At 59.5% G+C, this 16,443-nt stretch carries 14 protein-coding genes; 12 read left to right on the top strand and 2 right to left on the bottom strand.

What is annotated here, in order from left to right:
* Positions 1-68: 68 nt before the first annotated feature.
* Positions 69-1,724, top strand: a complete 1,656-nt coding sequence (locus H0194_RS00340; protein ID WP_185176780.1) for a formate--tetrahydrofolate ligase — start codon at positions 69-71, stop codon at positions 1,722-1,724.
* On the opposite strand, the gene H0194_RS00335 is transcribed toward H0194_RS00340, so the two are convergent.
* Positions 1,721-2,560 carry a RecB family exonuclease gene (locus H0194_RS00335; protein WP_185175936.1) on the bottom strand — a complete coding sequence of 280 codons (840 nt, stop codon included), beginning with the start codon at positions 2,558-2,560 and terminating at the stop codon, positions 1,721-1,723. The two genes, H0194_RS00340 and H0194_RS00335, sit on opposite strands and share 4 nt — an antisense overlap.
* Before the next feature lie 47 nt (positions 2,561-2,607).
* Here H0194_RS00335 and H0194_RS00330 point away from each other — a divergent pair, with 47 nt between their 5' ends.
* The 11 genes from H0194_RS00330 (at position 2,608) to H0194_RS00280 (ending at position 15,784) form a co-directional block, all read left to right on the top strand.
* Positions 2,608-3,858 (top strand): M18 family aminopeptidase, encoded by a 1,251-nt coding sequence (locus tag H0194_RS00330; protein WP_185175935.1) that lies wholly within the window; start codon positions 2,608-2,610, stop codon positions 3,856-3,858.
* Between the two features lie 90 nt (positions 3,859-3,948).
* Positions 3,949-4,785, top strand: coding sequence for a tRNA (adenine-N1)-methyltransferase (locus H0194_RS00325; RefSeq protein ID WP_185175934.1), 837 nt, complete (start codon positions 3,949-3,951; stop codon positions 4,783-4,785).
* 13 nt (positions 4,786-4,798) lie between these two features.
* Positions 4,799-6,226 carry an AAA family ATPase gene (locus H0194_RS00320; RefSeq protein WP_185175933.1) on the top strand — a complete coding sequence of 476 codons (1,428 nt, stop codon included), beginning with the start codon at positions 4,799-4,801 and terminating at the stop codon, positions 6,224-6,226.
* Positions 6,227-6,295: 69 nt separating this feature from the next.
* Entirely contained in the window at positions 6,296-7,840 is a 1,545-nt protein-coding gene (gene dop, locus H0194_RS00315; RefSeq protein WP_185175932.1) for a depupylase/deamidase Dop, read from the top strand.
* Positions 7,841-7,900: 60 nt separating this feature from the next.
* Positions 7,901-8,092: a ubiquitin-like protein Pup gene (locus tag H0194_RS00310; protein ID WP_185175931.1), complete on the top strand. Its 192-nt coding sequence runs from the start codon at positions 7,901-7,903 to the stop codon at positions 8,090-8,092.
* 4 nt (positions 8,093-8,096) lie between these two features.
* Complete coding sequence (pafA, locus tag H0194_RS00305) at positions 8,097-9,581, top strand: Pup--protein ligase (RefSeq protein WP_425486434.1); 1,485 nt, start codon at positions 8,097-8,099, stop codon at positions 9,579-9,581.
* Positions 9,582-9,612: 31 nt separating this feature from the next.
* The gene (locus H0194_RS00300; RefSeq protein ID WP_185175930.1) at positions 9,613-10,602 is read left to right on the top strand and encodes a helix-turn-helix transcriptional regulator; all 990 of its coding nucleotides are present in this window, start codon (positions 9,613-9,615) and stop codon (positions 10,600-10,602) included.
* 3 nt (positions 10,603-10,605) lie between these two features.
* Positions 10,606-11,598: a helix-turn-helix transcriptional regulator gene (locus tag H0194_RS00295; RefSeq protein WP_185175929.1), complete on the top strand. Its 993-nt coding sequence runs from the start codon at positions 10,606-10,608 to the stop codon at positions 11,596-11,598.
* 48 nt (positions 11,599-11,646) lie between these two features.
* Complete coding sequence (tatA, locus tag H0194_RS00290; RefSeq protein ID WP_185175928.1) at positions 11,647-11,934, top strand: Sec-independent protein translocase subunit TatA; 288 nt, start codon at positions 11,647-11,649, stop codon at positions 11,932-11,934.
* A gap of 84 nt (positions 11,935-12,018) precedes the next feature.
* Entirely contained in the window at positions 12,019-12,954 is a 936-nt protein-coding gene (gene tatC, locus H0194_RS00285) for a twin-arginine translocase subunit TatC (RefSeq protein WP_185176778.1), read from the top strand.
* A gap of 10 nt (positions 12,955-12,964) precedes the next feature.
* Positions 12,965-15,784: a DEAD/DEAH box helicase gene (locus H0194_RS00280; protein WP_185175927.1), complete on the top strand. Its 2,820-nt coding sequence runs from the start codon at positions 12,965-12,967 to the stop codon at positions 15,782-15,784.
* Here H0194_RS00280 and H0194_RS00275 read toward each other — a convergent pair.
* On the bottom strand, positions 15,781-16,437 hold the full coding sequence (locus tag H0194_RS00275) for a trypsin-like peptidase domain-containing protein (protein WP_185175926.1): 657 nt from the start codon (positions 16,435-16,437) through the stop codon (positions 15,781-15,783). The genes H0194_RS00280 and H0194_RS00275 overlap by 4 nt on opposite strands.
* Positions 16,438-16,443 lie beyond the last annotated feature (6 nt).

The raw sequence follows: 16,443 nt of genomic DNA, 5'->3' as shown, positions 1-16,443 counted from the left end.
CTCACGCCCCGCCCCTTGCTTTTCCGCCTAGTTGCTATAACCAGTTGGGTAGCATGGGAAATATGACTATGCCATCTGATGTAGAGATTGCCCAGGCTCACGAGCTACAACCTATCGCTGATATCGCTGCCACGGCAGGCCTGCCAGACGACGCCCTCATCCCATACGGCACCACAAAAGCAAAGGTGGATATAACCAAGCTGGACTACGGGCGCCCACAAGGCAAACTCGTTTTGGTCACCGGCGTCTCGCCGACCCCGGCTGGTGAAGGCAAATCCACGATCCTCATCGGCCTCGCCGATGCGTTGGAGAAGCTGGACAAGAAGCCCATGGTGGCCATCCGCGAGCCGTCGCAAGGCCCGGTCATGGGTATCAAGGGTGGCGCTGCCGGCGGCGGCTACGCGCAGATCGTTCCGATGGAGGACATCAACCTCCACTTCACGGGTGACTTCCACGCGATTACCGCGGCTACCAACACCCTGGCCGCGATCATCGACAACCACATCCACCAGGGCAACGCACTGAACATCGATCCTCGCCGCGTCACCTGGCAGCGCTGCGTCGACGTCAACGACCGCGCATTGCGTAACGTTGTCACCGGCCTGGGCGGCCCCGCGCACGGCGTCCCGGCCGAGACTGGCTTCACCATCACCGCGGCCAGCGAAATCATGGCGATTCTAGGCCTGGCCACCAGCCTGGAGGATCTCAAAGAGCGACTCGCTGCCATCACCATCGGCTACACCTACGACCAGAAACCGGTGACCGCAGGGGACCTCGACTGCGCTGGTGCGCTTACCGCATTGATGCGTGACGCTCTAAACCCCAACCTGGTCCAGACCCTCGGCGGGGTGCCCGCATTCGTTCACTCCGGCCCCTTCGCCAACATCGCGCACGGTTGCAATTCCCTGTTGGCCACGAAGACTGCTTTGGCATACGGTGATATCGCTCTCACCGAGGCTGGGTTCGGCTCCGACCTAGGCGGTGAGAAGTTCCTCGATGTCAAGGCCCGCTTCGGTGATTTGAACGTGGACGGAGCGGTCCTGGTCACCACTATCCGCTCCATGAAGTACAACGGCGGCGTAGCCAAGGACCAGCTCACAGAGGAAAACGTCGACGCACTGCGGGCTGGGATCGTGAACTTGGAGCGCCACGTGGAAAACATGCGCCAGTTTGGCGTCAAGCCGGTGGTCGCGGTGAACCTTTTCCCGTCTGATACTGATGCGGAGCGTGAGTTCATGAAGAAGTGGGCGCAGGATTTCGGCGTCGCTATTGCAGAGGCGGAGGTCTTCACCAAGGGCGGAGACGGTGCCATTGAATTGGCTCAGACTCTCCTGGACAATCTCGACGGGAACTCGGAGTTCCTGTACGACCCGGCCGAGGGGATTGAGGAGTCAATCAAGACGATCGCGACCAAGATCTACCGCGCAAAAGTCGTGGTCTTCGGCGCCAAGGCTCTCAAGGATTTGAAGTACATCAAGGCCAACGGCTGGGACAACATGCCGGTGGTCATTTCTAAGACGCAATACTCCTTCAGTGATGACCCCACCGCATTGGGCGCTCCGGAGGGCCATACCCTCCACGTGCGGGAGTTGTTGCCTCGCACTGGCTCGGGTTTCATCGTTGTGCTCACCGGCGATGTTATGACCATGCCTGGTTTGCCCAAGCGCCCTGCTGCGGAGCGTATCGACGTCGACGCTGACGGCGTGATGTCCGGCCTTTTCTAGGTCAGCTGTGGATCGTCGCTGCTAGCTGCCCCCGCCGCCCCGGGCCATCCCGGGTATTCCGGCGGGGTGCCGCCGTATTCTGGGCAGTAATCCTGGAAATTGCACCACCCACACAAGTTATTGCGCCTGGGCTGGAAGGTGCCTTTGCGGCCGTCATCCACGATCTTGGACCAGAGATCCTCAAGATTTCGTTCGAACTCCTCCAAATTCTCCCTCGAGGGAGTAATGAAGATTGAATCGATGTTCTTGAGGTACATTAGCCGCAGCTGCGTGGGGATGACGCCCCGAAGGCGCCAGTACACGAGTCCATAAAACGTCATCTGAAAGACCGCGTTGTCCTTGAAACGTGGCAGAGGCTTCTTTCCGGTCTTGTAGTCCACCACGCGCACTTCGCCTGTCGGAGCCACGTCGACGCGGTCAATGAAGCCGCGCACGGGGACGTTGTTGGGCAGGATGGTCTTCACCTCGAGCTCATTGGCGGCCGCATCGAAGCCGGCGGGGTTCTCCATCTCGAAATAGCCCCGGATGAGGGGACGGCATTCCTCGAAGAAGTCGCTACGGCTGGCCACCGGCACGAGTTCGTTGAGCGCGGGATCCTCTTCCGTCATCCGTTCCCACCGCGGCCGCACCATCTTGATCGCAGCCGGGTAGGTGCGCTGCTCCCGAGGTAGCCCGTGGAGTTCCTCCAATACTGCGTGGACCAGTGTGCCCTTGACCTGAGCGATGGTCTTAGGCTCCGGCAACTTATCAATAGCCTTGAGGCGGTAGAGCAACGGGCATTGCTTGTAATCAGTGGCGCGCGAGGGGGACAGGGCCAGGGGAGTCTTGGAAGTCATTGTGAGTTTCAAGCATATCTTGGTTTCAGACATGGCAAGCTATAGACATGTTTGCGAGCAACGATTTCCTCGACTTCATTCAAGCGTCCCCAAGTTCTTACCACGCCGCGGCAGAAGTGGCCCGGCGTCTGGAGGCTAGCGGATTTACCAACGTCGATGAGTCCGCGCACTGGGCCGACGGGCCTGGCGGATATTACTTCATCCGCGGTGGGGCCGTCATGGCGTGGTGGATCCCGGAGGAGGCGTCGCCGGAGTCGGGGTTCCGCATTGTTGGCTCACACACCGATTCTCCGGGGTTTGTGCTCAAGCCCAGCCCCAACAGCTCAGTCGCAGGCTGGCAGCGCGTAGCCGTCGAAGTTTACGGCGGCCCTATCTTGCACTCGTGGTTCGACCGCGAACTGGTCGCGGCAGGCCAGGTCGTCCTGACCGATGGCTCCACCCGTTTGGTCAACACCGGGCCGGTCCTGCGCATCCCTAATTTAGCGATCCACTTAGAGCGCTCCAACGAATTCAAACCGGACAAGCAGCAACACCTCATGCCGGTGTTAACGGTGGGCGAGACGACAATGACGGGGGTTATCGCCGAGCAGCTTGGGGTAAACGAGGCAGACATCGCCGCATTCAACATGATTACTGCGGACGCCCAGCGCGGCGAGGTGTTCGGCGGCGAGGCCGAGTTCATCGCGGCCGGACGCATGGACAATCTCAGCAGCGTCTACGCTAGCCTGCGTGCCTTGGAATCTGCAGTAGCCTCTGGAGACTTAGGCCATGACGTCGCAGTTCTGGCGGCATTTGACCACGAGGAGGTGGGCTCCGCAACGCGCTTTGGCGCGGCCGGACCACTGCTTGAAACGGTCTTGCAGCGCATTGCCTTGTCACTCGGCGCCGGTGAGGAGGAACGTTTCCGCATGTTCGCGCGGTCTTCGTGTGTGTCGGCCGACGCCGCGCATTCGGTTCACCCCAACTACGCCGTCAAGCACGACCCGGATCACCATCCCATCATCGGAGGCGGTCCCGTGACCAAGATAAACGCCAATCAACGCTACGCTTCGCATGCGGGGACCATCGCACTGTGGGAAAACGCGTGTCGGGCGGCGGGCGTGTCAGTCCAACGTTTTGTGGGGCACAACGAGGTTCCTTGTGGCAGCACGATCGGACCTATCACGGCCACCCGTTTAGGAATTGACACTGTCGATGTCGGCGTGCCGATGCTGTCGATGCACTCGGCACGCGAAATGGTGGGGCTCGCGGACCAGGCTGCCTTTGAACAGGCACTATTTAGCTATTTCCTTGCCTAAGCTAGGCTGAAACAGTCTTTGTCTGTGTCCAAGTGCAGTGCGTACTTGGTTGCGGACTTTTGTTGCTGCCACTACAGGAAGGCTCGAGCATTGCCTTATTCCGGACCATTTCAGCTCGGCGATCGCGTCCAGCTCACCGATGCCAAGCGCCGCCACTACACAGTCATTCTCGAAGACGGCGGTCAATTCCACTCCCACAAGGGAATCATTGAGCACAACGACATCGTAGGAATGGACGAGGGCTCCGTTATCCGGTCAAGCCTTGGTTCGGATTTCCTTTTGTTCCGTCACCTCATGGTTGACCATGTTCTCTCGATGCCTCGTGGTGCCGCGGTGATTTATCCGAAGGACTCCGCCCAGATCTTGGTCGAGGGCGACATCTTCATGGGGGCCCGGGTGTTGGAGGCGGGCGCCGGTTCGGGCGCGCTCTCGATGACTCTTCTACGTGCAGTCGGCCCGCAGGGGCACGTGTTTTCCTACGAGATTCGCGACGACCACCTGGAGTACGCAGTGGACAACGTACGCGAGTATTTCGGTCAGCAACCCGAGTGGTGGAGTCCGCGTCTCGGGGACTTGAAGGACGTGACTGTCGACGACCTTGGCGGCCCAGTTGACCGGATCATCCTCGACATGCTGGAGCCCTGGGAATGCCTGGAGCAGGTGCGTGATTTGTTGATCCCGGGCGGTGTCTTCATGACCTATGTCGCCACCGTGCCTCAGCTCATGAAAGTAATGGAAGGGATTCGGGAGTTGCAATGCTTTACGGAGCCCAAGGCGTGGGAGTCCCTCGTCCGCGAGTGGAAGGTGGAGGGCCTGGCTACTCGCCCGGAGCACCGCATGAATGCTCACACAGCGTTCCTCATCTGGACCCGCAGGCTCGCGGACGGTGTCACCCCGCCCCGTCCGCAACGCCGCGCTCGCAAGTAAGGAGGCACTCACGATGCCGAATCCGCTAAGCGCCCAGGAACTCACGCGCCTGGTTGACGAGTTGGAGTCGAGCAATGCGGTGTTGAAGCAAGCCCTCAACAAGGCCCGCGCCCAGCTCGTCGACCAGCATGAGCAACTCAAAGCAATGGCGGATCCGTCCTTGGCTTACGGCATCGTGCTCGGACAGCCTGAGGGCCGTCAAGGCAGAGGACAGGGTGCGTCGCGCCACGTGCGCGAGGTCGATATTTTGTATGGGCAGCGTCAGCTTTTGGTAAAGGTCGCACCCCACATAGAAGGATCTCAGTTGCAGCCGGGAACCCGGGTGCGGCTTGGCGACGGTCTCGTGGTGGTCGAGGTCGCGGACACTGTTGCGGAAGGCTCTCTGGCCACCGTGGAGCGCACGGTAGGATCGGATCGCGCGGTCGTTTCATCCCACACCGGGGAATCACTACTCGTTCGCTTGGTTCCGCGGTTGCGAGGGCAGCTCAAAGAAGGGGACACCGTCGCGCTCATCACCTCCGCCAACCTGGCTATTGAACGGGTCCAGCGCATGGAGTTTGGACAGGTGGTCTTGGAGGAAACTCCGACAGTATCCTATGACGACGTCGGCGGCCTGGAGGCAGAAATCCAGCAGTTGCGTGATGCCGTCGAGCTGCCCTTCGTGCACCGCGACGTTTTTACGCAATTGGATTTGGCCCCACCCAAGGGCGTTCTGTTGTTTGGCCCGCCGGGCTGCGGCAAGACGATGCTTGCCAAGGCTGTCGCACACTCGCTGGCCGACTCCCCAACGCTGTTTCTTAACGTAAAGGGCCCGGAGCTCCTGAGTAAGTTTGTAGGCGAATCCGAACGGCAAATTCGATTGATCTTTGAACGCGCCCGCGCACTTGCCGCTCAAGATCCTTCACGGCCCGTCGTGGTGTTTTTTGACGAGATGGAGGCGGTATTCCGTACCCGTGGCTCGGGTAAATCCTCCGATATTGAGACGACTGTTGTCCCGCAGCTATTGACAGAGCTCGATGGCGTAGAATCCATTCGCAACATCATGGTCATTGGCGCGACAAACCGTCCGGATCTCATTGACCCCGCGCTGATGAGACCCGGGCGTCTCGATATCAAGATCCATATTGGTCGCCCGACACGCGATAGCGCCGCAGACATTTTCCGCCGCCACTTGCACGAGGGCGTCCCTATCGATGGAGATAGGGAGGAAATCATCATGACGGGCCTGGATACGCTGTATACGGAGCCGAACCAGGTTCCTGTGTCGGGCGCCATCATCGCTAACGTAGTGGCTCGGGCAAAGAAGCGCGCGGCGAAAAAGTTTTTAGAAAATGCTTCCGGACATGTTAATGCCGTCGCGCTCGCGGTTTCGGTGGACGATGTAGAACACGCGGTTGCTGAAGAGATTAACGAATATGATGCGTCCACAAATATAGAGTAGATTCTTAATCACGCTAAGTTGGTTCTTGCCAATCGCATTATTTTCTTCACGAGTGGAGGTCTCTTTCAGTTGCCACGCATCATCGGAACCGAAACTGAATACGGGATTGCCACCCCTTCCTGGCCCCAGTTGTCGCCGATTATTACGTCGACCCATGCGGTCGTCGGCTACGCATCGACACTCGCTGCCACACCAGTGGTGCGGCCGCGGTGGGACTATGGCGCCGAGTCCCCGCAGCGAGATTTACGTGGAATGGATAATCGCCGCTACCAGCAGTCTCCAGTTGTGGACCCTAATACGGTGGGAGTGGCCAACGTGGTGACCCCGACGGGCGCGCGGTTGTACGTGGACCATGCCCACCCGGAGTACTCTGCGCCTGAAACCACGGACGCGTTTGAGGCGATGATATACGACCAAGCCGGCGACCTCGTGCTGCGCCGAGCGATCGAGGCCGTCGCTGAGCGGACCGCAGCAGGGGAGTCAGTCCTCGAGGGGCAGGAACCCTGCCCACCGCTGAAAATCTACAAAAACAATGTCGATGGCAAGGGCGCCAGTTACGGTAGCCACGAAAACTATCGCTATCTACGCTCAACCGACTTTGACACACTAGCTCAGGCGCTGATCCCGTTTTTTGTGGCGCGCCAAGTTATCATCGGTGCCGGGCGCGTTGGACTGGGTCCGGAGGGTGAAGAGGTAGGTTTCCAGATTTCGCAGCGCGCAGATTACATCGAGACCGAAATCTCTCTGGAAACCACTCTGAACCGCGGCATCATCAACACCCGCGACGAACCCCACGCGGATGCTTCGCAATATGGTCGGCTCCATGTGATCATCGGCGACGCCAACATGTCGCAAACCGCTACATTCATCAAGCTCGGTATGACGGCGTTGGTGCTCGATAGCATCGAGTCCGGAGTCGATTTCAGTGACTTGCGGCTCGTAGATCCGGTCGCTGAGGTCCGTCGAGTAAGTCGCGATGTGTCCTTGACTCACGGGCTCGAGCTTCGCGACGGCCGCGTCCTTACTGCCCTGGAAATTCTCAACGAATACCGACGCCGCGTGGTGGCTTCAACCGCCGGTGAACGCCGGGTTCTGGAAGTTTTTGATGAGGTAGTTGATCTGCTGGCACAGGATCCATTGCTCACCGCTCACCTTTTGGATTGGACCGCCAAGTATAAGCTCATCTCCGCCTATCTGGCCCGCGGACTGGCAATGTCTGACCACCGCATGGCGCTGGTAGACTTGCAGTATTCAGATATTGACCCTGCTAAGTCGCTGTACCACGCCTTAGTGCGCAAGGGCCAGATGCGCGAGCTCGTCGCTCATGAGCAAATTGAGCAGGCGGCGCTGCATCCACCAAAGACCACGCGCGCCTATTTCCGCGGCAAGGTGAGTGGCGAATTCGGCGCACACGTGGTCGCTGCGAACTGGCAACACATGACGCTCAAAACAGATCTTGACAGTGAACGACTCGTTACCGTCGACATCACCAATAACAAGAACTTTAGCCAGGCTTCCGTGGGGCCCCTGATCGACTCGGCGGTCGCTAAGGGGGATATTACCGTGCTCCTCAACGGGCTCCCGGAGGGCACCGTCTCCGATAAACTGGGGTGACTGGATATCATTTGCGATCCGGCGGGCTTGCCGCGGGTCAGTATGTAGCTGGGAGGTCACATGAGTAGCAAACAGGTTCACGCTCAAGGTTCGACTGGGGATTCCGCGGCGGAAACCCCAGTGGAATCCACGACACAGTTTGTGTACGGTACTGCGGCCGATACCGATGCACTGCTCGATGAAATCGATGGCCTCTTGGAAGGCGACGCCGAGGAGTTCGTTAATAATTTCGTTCAAAAGGGCGGACAGTAGTTCCGTGGCACATTCCAAGTCTGACGTCTTTTATCGCCGCATTATGGGCGTGGAGACTGAGTACGGGGCCCAGGCCCGCACACCCACGACGGATCGACCGATCAGTGTGGACGAGCTCGGCAGAGTAATGTTCGATCCGGTGAAGGACGAGTATGGTTCCACAAACGTGTTTCTGCCGAACTCTTCAAGGCTCTACCTTGACGTTGGATCTCATCCCGAGATCGCGACGGCTGAGTGCGACCATCCATTGCAACTGCTCCGCCATGTTCGGGCGGGGGACCGCATTGTCGACGACCTAGCACGGCGCGCGGAGGAGGCACTGAGCGGGCGATTGCACCACCCGATCTCCGTGTTTCAGCTCAAGAACAATGTCGATAGCGCGGGAAACTCCTACGGCAGCCACGAAAATTATCTGATTAGCCGAGAGTTGGTTTTGAAAGAACTTGGCACCAGCCTGTTGCCGTTTCTCATCACCCGGCAGCTCATCTGTGGTGCCGGCAGCATCACGCCGGCTACCTCTACTGATCCTGGACGCTTCCTTTTGTCGCAGCGGGCACATCACGTATGGGAAGGTGTTTCTTCGGCGACAACGCGATCCCGCCCAATCATCAACACTCGCGACGAGCCTCATGCCGATTCATCACGCTACCGGCGGATGCACGTTATCCTCGGCGACTCGAACATGGCGGACAGTTCTTTCCTGCTTCGCATCGTGTCCACGCAGCTCGTGCTCGAAATGCTGGAATCAGGTTTCTATGTCCCCGAATGGGAGCTACACGATCCCATGTCCGATGTGAGGACTATCGCCGGAGACATAAGCGGCAAGACTCCGCTAGAGCTCTCAGCGGGCGGCACGGTGACCGCCCTGGAGATTCAGCGAGCCATAGCGGACAAGGCTGCCGAGTGGCTGCATCATCGTCCTGCCGATGCAGTCGTGCATCGTCTGGTGCAGCTGTGGCGTGAGCTTCTCGACGCCCTGGACGCAGGCGATGTAGACCGCCTGGCCCGCGACGTTGATTGGGCAATCAAACTTCGCTTGCTGCGCTCGTATCAACAACGCCTCGGCGTATCTGCAGAGGACTTCAGCCACCCGAAACTGCGCCATATCGACCTTGCATATCACGATATTAGGGAAGGCCGTGGGCTATTCTCGCTGCTTGAGACAAAAGGCGCAGTAAAAAGGTGGGCCACTGAGGTGGAGATTGCTGGCGCTACAGTGACACCGCCGACAACCACCCGTGCGGTGCTTCGCGGAGCCTTTCTTGAGGCCGCGCGCGATGCCGTGCTACGCGCACGTGAGGCAGGTGTTGAAGCACCAACTACTATCGTGGATTGGACAAGGCTGAAACTTAACAGTTACGGCACCGTTGATGCCCGTACTGTGGAGTTGGCAGATCCTTTTGCTACCACCGATGCGGACGCCGAGGGGCTCATCGCTCTCCTGGGGAATCTTCCAGGTTCGGATGCGGAACCTTCACACGCTGACTGAGGTTTATTCGGAAAGTTGGGGACTTAGTTTTATGAGCGAGAACAAGCTCCGCAGCAGCACGACTGCTGCAGTAATGCGGCTTACTAACCTTTGCTTCGCTCTGCAGGGCGCAGCCATGGGCTTCGGGCGCCCGCATCGTACGGCTGAATGGATTTTTTCCCACGTACCCGGGTATCCGGAGGACGTACTCAACGCTCACAAAATGCTTGGCCGCGACGTGAATACTCTCGTCCGCGCAGGCGTCCCCGTCCGCTTGGACAAGACTAGTGAAGTCTCCTATTACTACATGGAAATGGACGACTACTCCCTGCCACCGGTAGAGTTCACTGCGGAGGAAGCCCAGGTAGTAGGCATGGCCGCAGATATTGGGCGCACGGGCGGCCTCGCCACCTTTGCAGCTACCGGGTGGACCAAGCTTGCAGCTGCGGGTGTACATCGCGAACTGTCCGAGGCACCTATTTATAGTTCCACCAATGACATCAATCGAGTGAGTCCCAAAGTACTTCAGGACCTCCTCACGGCCATCCGCAATCGTTTGAGAATTCGCTTCGACTACCAAAAGTCCGCGGTGGCGCCAATTCAGCAACGCTTCATGGACCCGTGGGGCCTTGTCCCCATCGCCGGACGTGTGTACCTCATCGGCTGGGACGTAGAAAAGGACGCCGAACGCGTTTTTCGCCTCACTCGCATCTCCGCCGTATCGGGGCGGAAGGAAGTACCCACCCACCTCGATTATGAGGGTGACTTGCAGGAGAAGGTGGAACGATTCCTTGAAGGGGCCGAGCGCACTGACGCCGTGGTGTCCATTCCGCCTGGGATCGCCGAAGAACTCGCGGACGTCGGCACGCGTGACGGTGAGGTGGTTCGTTTCGTTGATGTCGACAAAGATTGGTTGGTGCGCACTGCAGCCGGATACGCTTCCGAGGTTGAAGTGTTCGAACCGCGGGGCGTGCGTGACGACGTCATTGCGCTTCTCGACGCACCGATGAACCTCGGCATCGCTGAAGAAGGGGAGGAATAGAAGATGGCGGATGCCCCAGAAAAGCTCCAAGCGCTGGTTCGTTCCCTCAACCTCGTGCCATACTTCCGAGCACATCCAGATAAGACCACGATGGAGGCAGCAGCTGACCTCGGCATGACCCCAGCTGAAGTCCGTGAGGGATTGGAAAGCCTGTTTTGCACCGGAGTAGGCCAACACACGGAAGAGATGCTCGATGGTGATGCCTCGGATTGGCGGCGTGTCATCATCACCGAAGACCAGGGATTAAATAAACCGCTGAAGCTGACTCCCACGGAGGCGGGGTCATTGCTGCTCATGTTGGAATCTCTCGAAGCCATGCCGGGCCTCACGGATGCCAGTGCAGTAACCTCCGCGGCCTCGAAGATTCGGGCAATTATGGACAAGAAAACTGCGGCAATTTACGACACCCTTGCCGTGCCGGACCCCGAGGAGTCCTCAGCGGGCGCAGTGATGCGCGAGGCTCTTACCGGCAAACATAAACTGCGTTTCGATTATTGGTCGCAAACGAGCAACACCACCTCCACACGCGTGGTATCTCCGGCCCGCATCTTCATCCGCGATTCCGAGGTGTACCTCGTCGCTTGGGATGACAGCGCTGGTCAGAACGGCGGCCACCGGACCTTCCGCCAAGATCGCATGTCGCGTGCCGAGGTGCTTCGGGACGTCGAACACCAGGCCACGCCCCATGAGGAGTTGTTAAACTTTTCCCCGGATGACCCTTTCGGGCTAATGGGCGCCACACGCGCGCAACTAGCAGTTCACAAAGAATTCACGTGGCTTGCTGAGGAATACCAGATGGAACTCGGCGAAGAGCTAGATAATGTCCATCTAGCTGCGTCAATGCCGTTTGGTTCCGTTGAATGGTTGGCGCGACTGGCACTGGCTTATGGCGATGTGATGACCGTTCTCGGGCCTCCGGAGGCGGTAGCTGCCATTGCGGAGAAGAGAGTCGACGCACAGCGGCGCTATACTGAACAAACGAGCAATTACCGTTAGCACGCGAGCGCGTGCTGCGGTGTCAACTGTCAATCGAAAGAGGAACTCATGAGTGTTGGGCCTTGGGAAATTCTGGCAATCCTTCTCGTCGTGCTGCTGTTGTTCGGCGCGCGGAAGCTGCCGGAGCTGGCCCGTTCCGTTGGCCGTTCCGCACGGATCTTCAAGTCCGAGGTCAACGAAATGAAGGAAGAAAACAATTCACAGCAGCCGCAGCAGGGGCAGCTGCCGCAGCGCGATCCTGCTAACGACGACTTCTGGAATGACCCGGCCAATCAGCCGACCCAGTACCAGCAGCCGCAGCAGGGCTACGGAAACCCGCAGCAGCCTGGCCAGTAATTAGTCGTGTCGCAACCACAGCAAGGAGCGGCGCAGCGGACTAAGCGTAAGCGGTCTAAGCGGAAGGCCAATCCGACGGGGGAGATGACCCTAGTCGAGCACTTAAAAGAGCTGCGTCGCCGCATCATCATCTCACTCAGCGCATTAGTAGTAGCCACCGTCTTGGGGTTCATCTGGTACCAGCATGCTCCTTTGGGGACGATTCCGCTGGGCGAGCTGTTGCGCGGCCCGTACTGTAACTTGCCATCGGAGATGCGCATTTCCACCGGCGATGGACAGTGTCGCCTGCTGGCGACCAGCCCGTTCGAAATGCTCATGCTGCGCATGAAGATCGGTGGCCTGGCGGGCCTCGTGCTGGCTTCCCCGATCTGGCTGTACCAGCTGTGGGCGTTTATCACCCCGGGGTTGTTGCGCAAAGAACGTCGCTGGACGTTTGCTTTTGTCACCGTTGCGGTAACTCTTTTCGTGCTCGGCGCCGTGTTGGCATACGTGGTGCTGTCTGTGGGCCTTGAGTTCCTCATGGGCATCGGCGAGGAGTTCCAAGCCTCGGCTCTGACCGGCGAGCGCTATTTCTCCTTCGTCTTGAACCTCATCCTGATCTTCGGCATTAGCTTTGAGGTCCCGCTCCTCATCGTGATGCTCAACATTATCGGCCTGTTGGAATACGCCCAGATTAAGGACAAACGCCACATCATCATTGTGGGCCTGTTTGTGTTCGCGGCGTTCATGACTCCCGGCCAAGATCCGTTCTCCATGGTGGCGCTCGCGCTTTCCATGTCGCTATTGGTCGAGTTGTCGCTGCAGTTCTGCCGAGTCAACGACAAACGCCTCAAGCGCGAGCATCCCGAGTGGGCGGACCTCAGCGATCTTGACGATGATGAAGCTTCCGGGCCTATCGCTCACGTCACCCCGGTGTCGCGCCCTGCTCCAATAGCAGATTCGACGCCCCACGCGGATACGCGGCGGAAGCACGGGACGTCGGAAAGCCAGAACCGCGACCCGTTCGGTGACGTCCTGTAGCTTGGAAGGCATGACTCTGACGCACCTGGAAGATTTCCGCGCCGGCTTAGGTTTCCCGCTAGACGATTTCCAGATCGCCGGCTGCACAGCGGTGGAGGAGGGCCACGGCGTGCTTGTGTGCGCGCCCACGGGTGCGGGCAAGACGATCGTCGGAGAATTCGCGGTGTCTCTGGCGCTCTCTCAGGGCACGAAGTGCTTTTACACCACCCCTATTAAGGCCCTGAGCAATCAGAAGTACCACGACCTCGTCGCCGCGCACGGTGACGACGCAGTGGGACTGCTCACTGGTGATGTCTCCGTAAACGCTGACGCGGACATCGTGGTGATGACCACCGAGGTGCTCCGCAACATGATCTACGAGGAATCCTCCCGCTTAGACCGCCTGACGCACGTGGTAATGGACGAAATCCACTTCCTCGCGGACCAATCTCGCGGTGCGGTGTGGGAGGAAGTGATTCTCAATATCGCGGACCACGTCAACATCATCGGCCTTTCAGCAACCGTCTCCAATTCCGAGGAGTTTGGTAACTGGCTCACCGCCGTCCGCGGAGACACGAAAGTCATTGTCTCCGAACATCGCCCGGTCCCGCTGGACCAATGGATGTTGTTGGGGAAGAAGATTTATCCTTTGTTCGAGCCTGATTCGGGCGGCGCCGTTAACGCCGAACTGGCCCGCCGCATCGAGCGCTTAGAGTCCGACAGCGGGGGAGAGCAGGCCTACGAGAGCGCTAAGCGATATAAGGCGGGCGGCTTCCGTAGCCGCGCGCGAGAAAAGGGGGGACGCGGGGACCAGGATCGGTCCCACCGCCGCAGCGGGGCACCACGTAGCCAAGACCGCTACCGCCCCCTCGGCCGCCCGGAGGTCCTGCGCGTGCTCCAAAGCCAGGACATGCTGCCTGCTATTACTTTCATTTTCTCGCGTGCGGGCTGCGACGGAGCTTTGTACCAGTGTTTGCGTTCTCGTATGGTTCTGACGTCTCAAGAGGAATCTGAACTCATCAAGCAGATCATCGACGACGGCGTCGCCGGGATCCCCGAAGAAGACCTCGAGGTACTGAACTTCAAGCAGTGGCGCGAGGCACTCTCGCGGGGCTTCGCGGCACACCATGCAGGCATGCTGCCAGCATTTCGCCACATCGTCGAAGAACTTTTTGTCAAGGGTCTGGTTCGCGCAGTTTTTGCCACCGAGACCCTAGCGTTGGGCATCAACATGCCAGCGCGCACCGTCGTGCTGGAGAAGCTCGTCAAATTCAATGGCGAGGCCCACGTGGATTTGACGCCGGGGCAATACACCCAGTTAACCGGCCGCGCCGGTCGCCGAGGCATCGACACCATCGGCAATGCGGTGGTCCTGTGGGCACCGGCCATGAACCCCGCTGAGGTTGCGGGCCTCGCGTCCACCCGTACTTATCCACTTATTTCCACCTTCACGCCGGGATATAATATGGCCATTAACCTGCTGGGTATGCTGGGCTTCCAGCAGTCACTGCGGCTGTTGGAAAAATCCTTTGCGCAGTACCAAGCTGATGGCTCGGTGGTGGAAGAGACCCGGGAAATCGAGCGCGCGGAAGATCGCGTGGCGGCGCTGCGCGAACAGCTGGCTGACGCGATCGCGTCATTGGCGCCGCCTGCTATGGATGACGCCGAGCCCGTCGACTTACTGATGGATTACGTGGCACTCCGAGCGCGGCTCACGGACGAGGAACGGTCCGCCGAGAGAGCGAAGACAACGGAGCGAGCCAAAGAAGTTGTGGCCGTGTTGTCCAAGCTCCAGCTCGGCGACGTCATCGCGCTGCCGGGGCGCAAACGCCCGCAGCTCGCGGTCGTGGTAACTCCGGCGAATCAAGCACAAGACCCGCGCCCCTGGATCACCACGGAGGATGGCTGGTCTGGACGCATTGATGCCGCGGGCATCGCCATGCCACCTATCGTCACCGGGCACATGCGGATTCCGCGCGCAGTGGCGAAGATGCCACGGAAGCACGTCAAATACGTTAAAGACCAGTTCTCGCGTAATCACTACCCACGGCCAAAGCGCCTCAAGTCTGCGCCACGCGCGCGAACGACGGCACGGGTAGGGGAGCTCCGCGACGCCCTTCGGCAGCACCCAGTCCACCGCTGGCCAGCCACCGACAGGGAACAGTTGTCTAGGTTGGCGCAGAAACTCCATCGGCGCGAGGAAGATCTCAACAAGCTCGAAACGAAGGTCGCCAACGTTTCCGACACCTTGGGCCGAACCTTCGAGCGCATCGTGGCACTGCTCGAGGAGATGGACTACGTGGAATTCGTTGGAGAGGGTGATAATCGACGCCCCATCGTGACTGAGGAGGGCGAGCGCTTGGCGAAGATTCATAACGAATCCGACCTCTTGGTGGCCCAATGCCTCAAACGCGGGATCTGGAACGAACTCGACCCCGCGGAGCTCGCCGGCGTGGTGTCTTTGTGCACGTTTGAAAACCGCAAGACCACCGGCGGGAGCCCGGATGCGGCGACTGACCGGATGGCTGACGCGATGAATAGCACGTGGCGTATTTACACTGAGCTTGTCGCAGATGAGAAGCGACACAAGCTGCCACTGACGAGGGAGCCGGAGGCCGGTTTCGCTCTCGCCGTTCATCAGTGGGCCGCCGGCGCGCCGTTGGGCTACTGTATGAAGGCCGCCGCCGATTGTGGCGCGGAGCTCACTCCCGGCGACTTCGTGCGCTGGTGCCGCCAGGTCGTTGACCTGCTTCAGCAGGTGGCCAAAACGGGATACGAGGACGAAATCCGGGCCAACGCACGGCGCGCCATCGACGCGATCCAACGCGGGGTCGTCGCCATCGGCTCCTAGGACGCTTTGTTGCCGAATTGAGTTTCGAGCAGGACGCAGGCCTGCCGGATGCTCTCGTGGTACGGCGCAACAAGGCTCACCGTCGCGACATGAATATTGTGGCCAAAAGGCTCCGCGATAAGGGCCTGCGTTCCAACAATAGTTCCGCCCACCATGACCGGACCGCCGGAATCCCCGTACACTGCCGCGTTCCGGTTAAAGACAAGCCCGGCCTCCCGAATGCGCGTCGTGAAGTCACGGGTGAAGGCAAACGGTAGGGACGTGACGAAGTACCCTTCGCGCACCTGTGCGGAGCGTGCCTTCCCGCCGAATCCGAAGGTCCGAGTGTGCTCTCCCACTGGCGGAGCATTGTGGGCCAAACCTGCGACCACCATAGGGGAGGTTTCCCTTGCCAGATACACTACAGCGATGTCGGTGCCGTTGATGGCGCGCGCGGCGACCGCCGGAATGTGTGCTCCACGAACGCTGACCGTAAATCGCGATGCTTCGATCTCTTGGAAGTAGTGCGCGCAGGTCAGGACAAACCGCGTCGCTACTCCCTTCCCGGGCTGAAGGTCAGGAGCGATCAATGCGCCAGAACAGTATGCGCGAGGTCCGCGCAGAGCCACGGGAGTGACGACATGTGGAATCACGGGGGAGGCAGAAACGTTCATTCTGCT

The sequence above is a fragment of the Corynebacterium incognita genome, assembly GCF_014217255.1.
In the GTDB taxonomy this organism is placed as follows: domain Bacteria; phylum Actinomycetota; class Actinomycetes; order Mycobacteriales; family Mycobacteriaceae; genus Corynebacterium; species Corynebacterium incognitum.
This window is presented reverse-complemented; position numbering and strand designations above follow the sequence as displayed.